A 13,601-nucleotide genomic window follows, 5' to 3' on the forward strand; every position below is an offset into this window, starting at 1 on the left:
CCGAGGGAACTGTCTAAGTTATTGTTTTGACACACACATCCGCGTAGGATGCCGAAAAAATCGAACGACCATTCGAAAAAATCGACTATCGCCAGGAGACACGTCCATGGATAAACCGTGGCTGAAGCAATACCCCGCCGGGGTGCCGGCCGAGATCGATGCGTCGCAGTATCGATCGCTGGCCCATCTGCTTGAGGATTCATTCCAGAAGAATCGCAACCGTCGCGCCTTTGAGTGCATGGGCAAGGTGCTGACCTACGGCGAGCTCGACACGCTGTCGCGGCAACTCGCGGCGTGGCTGCAATCGCGGGGCCTCGCGCCCGGCGCGCGCGTCGCGCTGATGATGCCGAACGTGCTGCAGTACCCGGTGGCGCTGGCCGCCGTGCTGCGCGCCGGCTATGTGGTCGTCAACGTCAATCCGCTCTACACCCCGCGCGAACTCGAACACCAGCTCAAGGACAGCGGCGCCGAAGCCATCATCATCCTGGAGAACTTCGCCACGACGCTGCAGCAGGTGCTGCCCCACACGCCCGTCAAGCACATCGTGGTGGCCAGCATGGGCGACCTCCTTGGCGGCCTTAAGGGCATGCTCGTCAATTTCGTCGTGCGCAGCGTCAAGAAGATGGTGCCGGCGTGGGAGCTGCCCAACTGCGTCCGCTTCAACACGGCGCTCGAAGCCGGTGCCAAGCAGACACTCAAGCCGACCTCGGTGGGTCCGGACGACGTCGCCTTCCTGCAATACACGGGTGGGACGACCGGCGTATCGAAGGGCGCGACGCTGCTGCACCGGAACATTGTCGCCAACGTGCTGCAGTCTGAAGCTTGGATGAACCCGGCACTGGTCAAGCCGGGCCGCGATGGCCGCATGCTCGCCGACGGCGAGGAAATCATCACCATCACCGCGCTGCCGCTGTATCACATCTTCGCGCTCACCGTGTGCTGCCTGCTGTCGATGCGCAAGGGCGGGCTGGCGGTACTGATCCCGAACCCGCGCGACATCCCGGGCTTCATCAAGGTGCTCAAGCAGTACCGCTTCCACATGTTCCCGGCCGTGAACACGCTGTACAACGCGCTGCTGAACAATCCCGAATTCAAGGATGTCGATTGTTCCAACCTGCGCGTGGCCAACGGCGGCGGCATGGCGGTGCAGGAAGCCGTTGCCAAGAAATGGCTCGAAGTGACAGGGTGTCCGATCATCGAGGGCTACGGCCTGTCGGAAACCTCGCCGTCGGCCATCTGCAATCCGACGAATACCGACAAGTTTTCGGGCACGGTCGGGTTGCCGATCCCGGGCACTGAAATCGCCATCCGCGACGACGAGGGGCGTGATCTGCCGATCGGCCAGGCCGGTGAAATCTGCATCCGTGGCCCGCAGGTCATGGCCGGTTACTGGAAGCGCCCGGACGAGACCGCCAAGGTCATGTATGCCGACGGCTTCTTCAAGACCGGCGACGTCGGCGTGATGGACGAGCGCGGCTACACCAAGATCGTCGATCGCAAGAAGGACATGATTTTGGTGTCGGGTTTCAACGTGTATCCGAACGAGATCGAAGGCGTGGTGGCGATGTGCCCGGGCGTGCTGGAAGTGGCCGCCGTGGGTGTACCCGACGTGCATTCGGGCGAGGTGGTCAAGCTGTTCGTGGTGCGCCGAGACCCGACGCTGACCGAGCAGAAGCTGCAGGAGTTCTGCAAGGATCAGCTCACCGGGTACAAGCGCCCGAAGTTCATCGAGTTCCGCAACGAGCTGCCGAAGACCAACGTCGGCAAGATCCTGCGCCGCGAACTGCGCGACGAGGCGATGAAGAAGCGTGCCTGAGTCTGCGTAGCTGCAAAGAAAAAGCCGCGATTCGTCGCGGCTTTTTTTTGGTCCGGTACAAGCAAGGCGTGGCCGGTCAGCCCACGTACAGGAGGATGCTGACGAACTGACAAGCGCTGCCTGCCAGCACAAACAAATGCCAGATGCCGTGGAAGTGCCGCACCTTCTCGTCAAAGAGAAAGAAGCCGATGCCAGTCGTATAAAGCGCGCCCCCCGCCACCAGCCACCACAGGCCTGGTGCTGGCAGCGCGGCCGCCAGCGGCCCCATGGCAATCAGCACCAGCCAGCCCATCACCACGTAAATCAGCAGTGAGAACAGGCGCGTGCGGTGGCCGATCCAGAGTTCCTGCGCAATGCCGATGGCTGCCAGTGCCCAGTTGATGCCAAACAGCGCCCAGCCCCATGGGCCGCGCAGCGTCACCAGCGCAAACGGTGTGTAGCTGCCGGCGATCAACAGGTAGATGGCGCAATAGTCCAGCCGCTGGAAGATGCTTTTGGCCGGGCCTCGCAGGCTGTGATAAAGCGTAGAGATTGTGTAGAGCAGGACCAGCGTCGTGCCGTAGACGACGGAGCTGACCACCTTCCAAGCGTCGTGGTGCAGGGCGGACGACGTTACCAGAACGGCCATGCCCCCCGCGGCAAGGATGGCCCCGGCCAGGTGGCTGAAGCCGTTGAATCGTTCTCCACGATACATACACTGATCTCCAGAAAAACCCGGTTCTTCCTACAATGCCCCAATGCCTGGCATTGACCTCACCATCACCCCCCAATTGTCCATTCCGGAGTCCGAGCTGGTCGAGCGCTTTGTGCGCGCAAGCGGACCGGGTGGGCAGAACATCAACAAGGTATCGACGGCGGTGGAGTTGCGCTTTGACATCGCCCAATCGCCGTCGTTGCCGGAGGCATTGCGGGCTCGCCTGTTGGGCAAGCGCGACCGCCGCTTGACCGCTGACGGCGTGATTGTGATTGATGCACAACGCTTTCGCACGCAGGAACGCAACCGCCAGGATGCCCGTGAACGTCTGGCCGCTTTCATTGCGACGGGGCTTTCGGTGCCGAAGTCGCGCATCGCCACCAAGCCCACGCGCGCTTCCAAGACGCGCCGTCTGGAAGGCAAGCGCGCGCGTGGCGACGTCAAGCGGGGTCGCTCGGGTCGCCACTCGTGGGATTAATCGCGCCGATAGGCACGGCCCCTTACATCAGCCGGGTATCGCGCGTCTCGCGCATGCAGAGCACGCCGATCAGGCTGACCACCGCGGCCGCCGACACATACATGCCTACCCAGCTCAGGCCGCCTTGCTCGGCCAGCTTCTGCGCGATATACGGCGCAATCGACGCGCCCAGAATGCCGCCCAGGTTGTACGACACGCCCGCGCCGGTGTAGCGCACGTTGGTTGGGAACAACTCCGGCAGCAGTGCGCCCATCGGCGCGAAGGTCACGCCCATCAGGAACAGCTCGATGATGAGGAACAGCGCTACCAGCGGCGTTTGGCCACTACCCAGCAGCGGCGCCATCGTAAAGCCCGACAGGATGGCCGCGATGATGCCGACGATCAGCACCGGCTTGCGCCCGAAGCGGTCCGACGCCCACGCCGACAGCGGCGTCGCCAGCCCCATGAAGACCACCGCCAGGCACAGCAATCCCAGGAAGCTCGGGCGCGAGAAATGCAGCGTGCTCACGCCGTACGACAGTGAAAACACCGTCGAGATATAGAACAGCGTGTAGCAGACCACCATGGCCAGCGCGCCCAGCAGCGTCGGCCACCAGTGGTGCGCCAGCAGTGTGGCGACCGGCACCTTCACGCGCTCCTGCCGGTCGATGGCGGCTTGGAAGGCGGGGGTCTCGGCGATCTTCAGCCGGACGTACAGGCCCAGCGCCACGAGTACCGCGCTTACCAAAAACGGCACGCGCCACCCCCAGCTGCGGAATTGCTCATCCGACAACGTAATCGCCAGACCGAAGAACAGCCCGTTCGATGCCAGAAAGCCTACCGAGGGCCCGAGCTGCGGGAACATGCCGAACCACGCGCGCTTGCCCGCCGGCGCGTTCTCGGTAGCCAGCAGGGCCGCGCCACCCCATTCACCGCCCAGGCCGATGCCCTGTCCGAAGCGCAGGACGCACAGCAAGACCGGCGCGAGAGTGCCGATGCTGTCATACCCCGGTACCAGTCCGATCAGCGTGGTGGAAATACCCATGACCAGCAGTGAGGCCACCAGCGTGGACTTGCGCCCGATACGATCGCCAAAATGCCCGAACAGGAACGAGCCGATCGGCCGCGCAATGAAGGCAATGCCGAACGTGACAAAGGCCGAGAGCGCCTGCGCCGTGGCCGAGCCGTGCGGAAAGAACACTGGCCCGATCACCAGCGCGGCGGCCGTGGCGTAGACATAGAAATCGTAGAACTCGATGGCAGTGCCGATGAAGCTGGCGAACACGATGCGCGCGCGGCTGTTTTCGGATGTTGCATCGGTGCTGGCCGGTGTGGCCATGGTTGGGGACGTCGATGAGGACATGCGGGTCTCCCGTGAATGTCTCGTTGTTATCGTGATGAGGGCCGAGTATTGTGCGCCGGGCCGGCGGTGCGCTCAATGGATCCGCCGGCGATGCAACGCAACGACCCATGCAAAAAGGCACCCGAAGGTGCCTTTTTTGCGCCCGCCAAGGAGAGGGGCGGCGGGCAAAAACAATGCGCGTCAGCGCATCAGAACTTGTGACGCAGGCCGATTGCCACGCCCGTCTGGTTGGTGGAATCCGGCGTGATGAAGTACGTCTGCGACGCGGCCGGCAGGTAACCCACCGACGTCTGTGCGCCCGTTGCCGGGTTGGTCACGTAGCCGATCGAGTCCCAGTTCAGCGAGCCATTGCGCGAATACGCGGCCGTCAGGTACACGTCCGTGCGCTTGGAGAGGGCGTAGTCGGCGATGAAGTTCCACTGTTGCGGGTTGCGCGGATTCACCACTGCACCGCCGATGGTCGCTTCCTTGATGTTGTCGTAGTAGTACGACAGCGTCAGGCCGAGCGCCGTGGTGGCCTGGTAGTTCACGCCCAGCCAGTAGAGGTCGTCGCGGTGCGGCGTCAGGGCGGCGGTAGCGCCGCTCGAAGGCGCTTCGGTGTTGCCGTAGCGGTAGCCGCCCATCAGCTTGACCGGGCCCATGGTGTAGCTGGCCGCGATGGCGGCACGCTTGTCGCGGGCATACTCGTTGCCGCCCGACAGACCCAGCGCCTCGGCGGCCGTCAACACCTTCACTTCGTCGTATGCGACGCCCAAGCCAAACGGGCCGGAGAAGTAGTTCGCGCCAGCACCGTACGCCGAGTTGGCCGTCTGGCTGCCTGAGCGCTCGCCGAATGCCCAGTGGGCCTCGAACGTCACCGGGCCGAACACGGCGCCGTACTTGATCATGTTGTCTTCGCGGAAGTTCGCGCCCAGCAAGCCGACCACCGGCTCCCACTGCGTGGCGTAACCGCTCGGCGAGAAGTTCGCCATCATGTCGAAGATCGTGGTGTATTGGCGACCCAGCGTGATCTTGCCCCAGTTGCCCTGCAGGCCGACAAACGCTTGACGGCCGAACAGGCGACCGCCTTGCTGCAGCGTACCGGTGTCCATGCCGAAGCCCGATTCCAGCACGAACAGGCCCTTGAGCCCGCCGCCGATGTCCTCGACGCCGCGCAGGCCCCAACGGTTGGAAGACAGGCCGCCCGCCTGCATCGCAAGGCGCGACCCGCTGCTGCCCGGAACGGCAACCCCCGCCGCAGTCACGGCCTGCTCGTGGTTGACGTACTCGACGTTGGCGTCGACAACACCATACAGCGTCACACTCGACTGAGCCTGCGCCACACCTGCAAACGTGCCCAGAACTGCCAATGCCAGCAGCGATTTCTTCATCGGTCGGTCTCCAAATCTTATTTATTGAGTTCAGCGGCAGGCAGACCCTCCGTTCCCGTCTTCCCGCCCCATGACTTTCAAACGAAGTCGCCGACTAATGTAGCAATGGGCTACTGGCCCCGGTCGAATTTTGCGAACGAATGTGCGCAAACGCGCGTTTGCTGTCTGATCTGGGCAACATGCTGTTTCTGAATCGGAAACAGAAATACGGCAACGGTTTGGAATTCCTATTGGTTTCGGATGCGATCCCGCCAGCGACAGGGTTATCCCGTACAGTTGTGTTTGGTCGTTCCGATCTGACCAGACGCCACGCCGGATCCGAGGGCGGCCTTACAATGGCACCCGCGCCGCGCGCCATTGCCGGCGGCGCCGCTCTCATGTTCGATCGCTTTCTCCCTGAATTCGACCGCGCCCTGCGCGCAGTGGCTGGGCTCACCCGCGCCAGCCGTCCCAATCCCGCCGATGCCGTCGTCGCGCCCGCTGACGACGCCGCCAGACTTTCCGAGGCTGAGCGCCGGCACGCCGCTGGCCTGATGCGTGTGAACCACGTGGGCGAGGTCTGCGCGCAGGCGCTGTACCAGGGGCAGGCATTGTTTGCGCGTGATCCCGCCATCCGCGCCCAGCTCGACGAGGCAGCCCGCGAGGAGGAGGATCACCTCGCGTGGTGCGCGCAGCGTCTGCAGGAGCTGAATGACCGCCCCAGCCTGCTCAACCCGCTCTGGTATGCCGGCGCCTTCGCCATCGGCGCAATCGCCGGCCGAATTGGTGACAAGGTCAGCCTCGGTTTCGTCGCCGAGACCGAGCGGCAGGTCGAGCACCACCTCGACGGCCATCTGGCCAGATTGCCCGAGGAGGACTCCCGCTCACGCGCCATCGTCGCCCAGATGCGGGACGACGAAATCCGCCATGGCGAAAAGGCGCGCCAGGCCGGCGGCATCGATCTGCCGGCGCCGATTCGCCAGGCCATGCGTGCTGCCTCACGCGTCATGACGAGCACTGCCTACCGCATTTGACGCCCGCGCCGTCGCTTGACGGCGCGCCCATGCTCCTCCGTTCGCCCGAGTCGCGCCGCCGCGGACTTCCCGCCGCCAGCGCGGTTCGGGGCCGTCGGTTCTCTCACGTGGTTTCTCCATAAACCACGCTATCTCCTTCATTTGATTGGGAAAACTGCTTCAAGCGATGGCTGGCGGTACGCTAAGTCATTGTTCTGATTGCAAATTTTCCGTCTCGCGGGCCGTTGCAAGCCTTGACCGCCTAAAAGCCTTCCTCTAAAGTGGGAAACAGTGTCAGAAAGTGTAGTTTTGTGGTTTGAGGAGGCTGTTTTGCAGGCCATTTGACGGCGGGGCGGTCGCCGTACGGAGAGAGAATCCAACGTGTTCCAGGGTGCGTCAGCGCTGACGCTGGATGCCAAAGGGCGGATGTCCATTCCGTCGCGGCACCGCGAAGCGCTCCAGCTGCAGGCCGAGGGCCGGGTGACTGTGACCAAGCACCCGGACGGTTGCCTCATGCTGTTTCCGCGCCCCGAGTGGGAACGCTTTCGCGAGCGCATCGCTGCGCTGCCGATGGAAGCCCACTGGTGGAAACGGATCTTCCTGGGCAGCGCCGCCGATGTCGAACTCGATACCGCCGGCCGCGTCCTCATCACCCCAGAACTGCGCACGGCTGCCTCCCTTGAACGTGACGTGATGCTGCTCGGCATGGGCAGCCACTTCGAAGTCTGGGACGCCGCCACGTACATCGCGAAGGAGCAAGCCGCCATGGCGCAAGGCATGCCCGACGCCCTCAAGAATTTCTCCTTTTGATGACGCGCGATGACAACCCAAGCCAGTACGGGACTGCGCCATCAGACGGTGCTCTTGGACGAAGCGGTCGATGCGCTCATCTGGCGCGACGACGGCATCTATATCGATGGAACCTTCGGGAGAGGCGGGCACAGCCGGCGCATCCTGGAACGGCTGGGGCCCGGCGGCAGACTTGTCGCCTTCGACAAGGACCCAGCAGCAATCACCGAAGCGGGCACCGTAGAGGATGCCCGCTTCGCTATTGAGCATGACAGCTTCGCGCAGATGGCCTCGGCCCTGGATGCGCGCGGCATTGAACGGGTGGCCGGCGTGCTGCTCGATCTCGGCATCAGCTCGCCGCAGATCGACGAAGGCGCACGTGGCTTCTCGTTCCGGATGGATGGCCCGCTCGACATGCGGATGGACACCACGCGCGGCATCACCGCAGCCCAATGGCTGGCCGAGGCTGATGAGCGCGACATTGCGAGGGTGATACGGGACTATGGGGAAGAACGGTTTGCTGTACCGATTGCAAAGGCGATTGTTGCTCGCCGGGGCCAATCCGGGGATCGAGGTCCTCTCGATCGCACATCCGAGCTTGCCGCGCTCGTGGCGCAAGCCGTCAAAACACGCGAGAAGGGTCAAGACCCTGCGACCCGCACCTTTCAAGCTTTACGGATTCACGTCAATCAAGAGCTTGCGGACCTCGAAACCGGTCTGAAGGCCGCCTTTGAACGCCTGGAGCAGGGGGGACGTCTCGTCGTGATCAGCTTCCATTCGCTGGAAGACCGCATCGTCAAGCGCTTCATGCAGGCCCTGGCGCGCCCGGAGCAATCCGCCGCGCCGGAACTGCGTCGGGCGCCGCTGCGTGCGCATGAGCTGCCGGCGCCGCAGTTGCGCCTGCTTGGCCGCGTGAAGCCGTCGGAGGCCGAGGTGTCGGCCAACCCGCGCGCGCGCTCGGCCATCATGCGCGTGGCCGAACGCTGCTGACCGACGGGGCCGCCTCCATGAACCGCCTGAACATGTTCCTGCTGACCGCGCTGGTGCTGTGCGCCTTGTCGCTGGTCAACGCACAGCATCAGGCGCGACAGCTGTTTGTCGAGCTGGATCGCGCGCAGGCGGAAGAAAAGCAACTGAATATCGACTGGTCGCGCCTGCAATACGAGCAGGGCGCGCTGGGAAAGAGCGCTCGCATTGCCGATATTGCGAGCAAGCAATTGAAGATGGCGCCCGCGCAGGCGGGTCGCACGCTGTACCTGCAGGGGTTTGCCGATATGCCGGCCGGGGCTTCCAATGCCGCCGCGGCAGCCAGCGCGCCCACGGCTTCAGGAGTTCGGCCATGAGCGGCGCACGCAAATCCAACGGCACCGCGGCGCGCGCGCGCCCCGGCCAGTTTTCCGCTAGCCCGGTGCTCGGGCTGCGCCTGCCGATGTGGCGCTCGAAGCTGGTCGTATTCCTCATGTTTGCGGCATTCGTGGCGCTGATCGGCCGCGCGCTGTGGATTCAGGGGCCCGGCAATCGCTTCTATGAGGCCGAGGGCAAGAAGCGCTTCCAGCGCACGCTGGAACTGCCGGCCACGCGCGGCAAGATCCTCGATCGCAACGGCCTGGTACTGGCGACCAGCCTGCCGGTCAAGGCGATCTGGGCGGTGCCGGAGGACGTGCCCGGCAATGTGCCGGGCCAGGACATGCAAAAGCTGGCCAAGCTGCTTGGCATGAATAACAAGGAACTGGCGGCCAAGCTGGGCGAGGACAAGGGCTTCGTTTACCTCAAGCGGCAGGTGTTGCCCGAGGTGGCCGACCAGATCGCCGCTCTCAAGATTGACGGTATCTACCAGACTCGCGAGTACAAGCGCTTTTATCCGGAAGGCGAGGCGATGGCGCACATCGTCGGCTTTACCAACGTCGAGGATAAGGGCCAGGAAGGCATGGAACTCGCGCGCGAGGCCGACCTTGCCGGCTCGGCGGGCCAGCGTCAGGTGATCAAGGATCGCCTGGGGCGGGTGGTGGAAGACGTGGGCGTGCTCAAGGCGCCGCGTGATGGGCGCGACCTGACGCTGTCGATTGACGCCAAGATCCAGTATCTGACCTTCAACGAGCTGAAGGCTGCCGTGGAGCGGAATCGCGCCAAGGCGGGCAGCGCGATCGTGCTCGACGCCCAGAGCGGCGAGGTGCTGGCACTGGCCAACTATCCGACGTACAACCCGAATGATCGAAGCCGGCTGTCGGGCGAACAGCTGCGCAACCGGGTGCTGACGGATACCTTCGAGCCGGGCTCGATGATGAAGCCCATCACCATCGGGTTGGCCCTGCAACTCAAGCGCGTGACGCCCACCACGCTGATCCAGACCAATGGCAAGTTCACGCTCGATGGCGCCACGATTTCAGACACCGGCAACTACGGCACCTTGACCGTCGGCCAGGTGATCCAGCACTCCTCCAACATCGGCACGACCAAGATCGCGCTGATGCTGAAACCGCAGGAGATGTGGGACATGTTCACCAGCGTCGGCTTTGGCCAGGCGCCCAAGATCGGGTTCCCTGGCGCGGTGGCAGGGCGCCTGCGTCCGGCCAACAAGTGGCGCCGGATCGAGCAGGCGACCATGTCCTACGGCTACGGCCTGTCGGTGTCACTGTTCCAGATGGCCCATGCCTACACGATCTTCGCGCACGACGGCGAGCTGATTCCGGTCACGATGTACCGGACCAACGGTCAGCCGCCCCAGGGCGAGCGCGTGCTGTCGCCTGAAGTCGCCCGACAGATCCGCCAGATGCTGGAGACGGTGACCTCCCCGGGTGGTACAGCACCCCAGGCGCAGGTGATGGGCTACCGCGTGGGCGGCAAGACCGGCACGGCCTACAAGCATTTCGGCCGAGGCTACGACCGGTCCAAGTACCGTGCCTCGTTCATCGGCCTGGCGCCGATGTCGAATCCGCGCATCATCGTGGCGGTGAGTGTCGACGAGCCGTCGGCGGGCAGCCACTATGGCGGCTCGGTCGCGGGCCCGGTGTTCGCTGCAATCGCTGGCGGAAGCCTGCGTGCGCTGAACGTGCCGCCGGATTCGCCGGTGCGCCAGCTCATCATGACCGAAGGCGTCGCCGAAGAGCCCGTGGGAGCGCTGCAATGACGGCCTTGCCCACCTTCGACCGTCCGCCCATCGCCGCGCGCCTTGCGCCCGTGCTTGACTGGCTGCGCGCGCACGCGCCGGCAGGCGCCAACCTCACCTGCGATACCCGCAAGCTCAAGACTGGCGACGTATTCGTTGCTTACGTGCTCGGCAATGCGCGCCAGCGTGGGGACGGCCGTCCGCACATTCCGCAGGCCATTCAGGCGGGCGCTTCTGCCGTGCTGGCCGAAGCGCACGGCTACGCGATGCCGGCTGACGCGCCGGTAGGCATTCTTCCGGTGGACGCCCTCGCCGAGCTGGCCGGGCCCCTGGCCGCGCAGTGGTATGCCGTGCCAGGGCCGGAAGCGCTGCGCGTGATTGGCGTGACCGGCACCAACGGCAAGACGTCGTGTTCACAGTGGATCGCGCAGGCGCTCACCGGACAGGGCGAGCGTTGCGCGGTGGTGGGGACGCTCGGCACGGGTTTCGTCGACGCATTGGTCGCCACCGGCTTTACCACGCCGGATGCCATCCAGCTTCAGCAAAGCCTCGCCGACCTGCACCGCGCGGGCGCACGCGCCATCGCCATGGAGGTGTCGTCGCACGGGCTGGAGCAGGGCCGCGTGGACGGCACGCGCTTCGATATCGCCGTGTTCACCAACCTCACGCAGGATCATCTCGACTACCACGGCACCATGGCCGAGTACGAGTTGGCCAAGGCGCGACTGTTCGCATGGCCGGATCTGCGCGCCGCCGTGATCAACCGCGATGACGCCGCTGGCGTGCGCCTGCTGCGAAACGCTCGCGCCAATATCGAGACCATCGAGTACGGCATTGACGGCGAGCCCGCCGCGCAGCATGGCGGCAGGCAATGGCTGCGCGCCACCCACGTGCGTGCGCACCGCACCGGCACGACCTTCGATGTGGACGGCAGCTTCGGCCAGGCCACCGTGCATGCACCGACACTGGGCCAGTTCAATGTGTCGAATCTGCTGGGCGTGCTTGGGGCGCTGCTCTCGGCCGGTGTGCCGTGGCGGGACGCCATCGGCCGGCTGGAAAAGCTGCAGCCCGTGAGCGGCCGCATGGAACGTTTCGGCGGCGAAGACGGCCCGCTCGTGGTGGTCGACTACGCCCACACGCCGGATGCCCTGGAGCAGACGCTGCGCGCACTTACGCCGATCACCGAAGCGCGTGGCGGCAAGCTGTGGGCTGTATTCGGCTGCGGCGGTGATCGGGACCCGGGCAAGCGTCCGCAGATGGGCGCCATTGCCGAGCGGCTGGCGCAACACGTTGTGCTGACCTCCGACAACCCGCGTAGCGAAGACCCCCAGCAAATTATCGACATGATCGCCGACGGTATGGACAACCCGCGTGCCGCCGCGCAGATCGAAGACCGCGCCGCTGCCGTGTTGCACGCCGTGCGGCACGCCGATGTGCATGACGTGATCGTCGTGGCCGGCAAGGGCCATGAATCCACGCAGGAGATTGCCGGTCGCAAGCGACCCTTCTCCGATCAGGAACATGTGCGCCTGGCGCTGGCTGCCCGCGGGGTGAACGCATGAGCGCCGCACACGCCGTGATGATGCATGCCACCGACGCCGCCGCCTGGATGGCGGGCGCCCATCTGGCCGGGCCCGACGCCGCCATTCACCGCGTGACGACCGATAGCCGTACCGTGCAACCCGGCGACCTGTTCGTCGCCTTGATTGGCGAGCGCTTCGACGCACACGATTTCCTGCCGGAAGTGGTGGCGCGCGGCGCTGCTGCCGTGCTGGTGTCGCGGGCACCGGCGGCGACGCTGGACGTGTCCAACGTGGCCATGCTGACGGTGGCCGATACGCGCGTCGCGCTGGGCCAACTGGCTGCCGGCTGGCGTCGCCAATTCTCCATCCCCGTAGTGGCCGTGACGGGCAGCAACGGCAAGACGACGGTCAAGGAAATGATCTCCGCCATCTTCGCGCAGGCCGTTGGCGAGGATGCCCGTCTGGCGACGGCTGGGAATTTCAACAACGACATCGGGCTGCCGCTCACGCTCTTCCGTCTGAACCGGGAGCACAAGCTCGCGGTGCTCGAGCTGGGGATGAACCATCCGGGCGAGACCGCGGTGCTGGCTGCCATTGCGCAGCCGACGGTGGCGGTCATCAATAACGCGCAACGCGAGCACCAGGAGTTCATGGTCAGCGTGGCTGCGGTGGCCGAAGAACACGCGGCCGTGCTGGCCGCGCTGCCGGCTGACGGCGTGGCCGTGTTCCCGCGCGATGCCGCCAACGGCGGCGAATACGCCCCGCTATGGCGCGCCGCGGCTGGCGCCCGTCCGGTATTCGACTTCGGTATAGAAGGCGGCGCGGTCAGCGGCACCGTGACCGATACCTCCGAAGGCCAATGCATCGACGTGCAGGCTCCTGGGCATCGCTTCGTCATCACGCTGCCGTTGCTCGGGCTGCATAACGCCCGCAACGCGCTCGCCGCGACGGCGTGTGCGCTGGCCGCCGGCGTCGCGCCGGAAATCATCGTGCAGGCGCTGGGAAACTTCGCACCGGTCAAGGGCCGGCTGCAGCGCAAGCCCGGGGCGCACGGCGGCCTTGTCATCGACGATACCTACAACGCGAATCCGGATTCCATGCGCGCAGCCATCGATGCGCTGGTCACGCTGCCCGCTCCGCGCTGGCTCGTGCTTGGCGACATGGGCGAGGTTGGGTCGCAGGGGCCGGCGTTCCATGAAGAGGTCGGCATCTATGCGCGCGAGCGCGGTATCGACGCGGTGCTGGCCACCGGGGAACTCGCTCGATATACGGCGAAAGCCTTCGGTGCCGGCGCGCAGCATTTCGCGTCCGCCGAGACCCTGATTGAACAAGGCGTACCGGCCATTGCGCCGGGCGCGACGGTATTGGTGAAGGGCTCGCGCTTCATGCGGATGGAACGCATTGTCGAAGCGCTGGTCTTGAAAGACCCGGCTGCCGCATCGTCGGCCGGCTCTTCCACGCAACAGAAGCATTAGAGGGATGTAAGAACCC

At 65.0% G+C, this 13,601-nt stretch carries 12 protein-coding genes; 9 read left to right on the top strand and 3 right to left on the bottom strand.

The window, feature by feature from the left end:
• The first annotated feature begins 106 nt into the window (after nt 1–106).
• On the top strand, nt 107–1,816 hold the full coding sequence (locus R2N03_RS00075) for a long-chain fatty acid--CoA ligase (RefSeq protein WP_316653687.1): 1,710 nt from the start codon (nt 107–109) through the stop codon (nt 1,814–1,816).
• 76 nt (nt 1,817–1,892) lie between these two features.
• On the opposite strand, the gene trhA is transcribed toward R2N03_RS00075, so the two are convergent.
• On the bottom strand, nt 1,893–2,510 hold the full coding sequence (trhA, locus tag R2N03_RS00080; RefSeq protein ID WP_232041095.1) for a PAQR family membrane homeostasis protein TrhA: 618 nt from the start codon (nt 2,508–2,510) through the stop codon (nt 1,893–1,895).
• Nucleotides 2,511–2,553: 43 nt separating this feature from the next.
• Here trhA and arfB point away from each other — a divergent pair, with 43 nt between their 5' ends.
• On the top strand, nt 2,554–2,988 hold the full coding sequence (arfB, locus tag R2N03_RS00085) for an alternative ribosome rescue aminoacyl-tRNA hydrolase ArfB (protein WP_316653688.1): 435 nt from the start codon (nt 2,554–2,556) through the stop codon (nt 2,986–2,988).
• Between the two features lie 22 nt (nt 2,989–3,010).
• Here the strand turns inward: arfB and R2N03_RS00090 are convergent, their stop codons facing one another.
• Together R2N03_RS00090 and R2N03_RS00095 are read right to left on the bottom strand one after the other, a co-directional pair.
• Nucleotides 3,011–4,330: an MFS transporter gene (locus R2N03_RS00090; RefSeq protein ID WP_316653689.1), complete on the bottom strand. Its 1,320-nt coding sequence runs from the start codon at nt 4,328–4,330 to the stop codon at nt 3,011–3,013.
• Nucleotides 4,331–4,518: 188 nt separating this feature from the next.
• Nucleotides 4,519–5,700: a porin gene (locus R2N03_RS00095; protein WP_316653690.1), complete on the bottom strand. Its 1,182-nt coding sequence runs from the start codon at nt 5,698–5,700 to the stop codon at nt 4,519–4,521.
• Nucleotides 5,701–6,077: 377 nt separating this feature from the next.
• On the opposite strand from R2N03_RS00095, the gene coq7 reads away from it, so the two are divergent.
• The 7 genes from coq7 (at nt 6,078) to R2N03_RS00130 (ending at nt 13,585) form a co-directional block, all read left to right on the top strand.
• The gene (gene coq7, locus R2N03_RS00100) at nt 6,078–6,713 is read left to right on the top strand and encodes a 2-polyprenyl-3-methyl-6-methoxy-1,4-benzoquinone monooxygenase (protein ID WP_316656456.1); all 636 of its coding nucleotides are present in this window, start codon (nt 6,078–6,080) and stop codon (nt 6,711–6,713) included.
• Nucleotides 6,714–7,073: 360 nt separating this feature from the next.
• Entirely contained in the window at nt 7,074–7,502 is a 429-nt protein-coding gene (gene mraZ, locus R2N03_RS00105; protein WP_316653692.1) for a division/cell wall cluster transcriptional repressor MraZ, read from the top strand.
• 9 nt (nt 7,503–7,511) lie between these two features.
• Entirely contained in the window at nt 7,512–8,471 is a 960-nt protein-coding gene (gene rsmH / locus R2N03_RS00110; protein WP_316653693.1) for a 16S rRNA (cytosine(1402)-N(4))-methyltransferase RsmH, read from the top strand.
• 17 nt (nt 8,472–8,488) lie between these two features.
• Entirely contained in the window at nt 8,489–8,824 is a 336-nt protein-coding gene (gene ftsL, locus R2N03_RS00115; protein ID WP_316653694.1) for a cell division protein FtsL, read from the top strand.
• Nucleotides 8,821–10,608, top strand: a complete 1,788-nt coding sequence (locus R2N03_RS00120) for a peptidoglycan D,D-transpeptidase FtsI family protein (RefSeq protein WP_316653695.1) — start codon at nt 8,821–8,823, stop codon at nt 10,606–10,608. Before ftsL ends, R2N03_RS00120 begins: the two co-directional genes overlap by 4 nt.
• Nucleotides 10,605–12,149 (top strand): UDP-N-acetylmuramoyl-L-alanyl-D-glutamate--2,6-diaminopimelate ligase, encoded by a 1,545-nt coding sequence (locus tag R2N03_RS00125; protein ID WP_316653696.1) that lies wholly within the window; start codon nt 10,605–10,607, stop codon nt 12,147–12,149. The genes R2N03_RS00120 and R2N03_RS00125 overlap by 4 nt, the downstream gene beginning before the upstream one ends.
• Complete coding sequence (locus R2N03_RS00130) at nt 12,146–13,585, top strand: UDP-N-acetylmuramoyl-tripeptide--D-alanyl-D-alanine ligase (RefSeq protein WP_316653697.1); 1,440 nt, start codon at nt 12,146–12,148, stop codon at nt 13,583–13,585. The genes R2N03_RS00125 and R2N03_RS00130 overlap by 4 nt, the downstream gene beginning before the upstream one ends.
• Nucleotides 13,586–13,601 lie beyond the last annotated feature (16 nt).

Source organism: Ralstonia condita (assembly GCF_958405655.1).
GTDB lineage: Bacteria > Pseudomonadota > Gammaproteobacteria > Burkholderiales > Burkholderiaceae > Ralstonia > Ralstonia condita.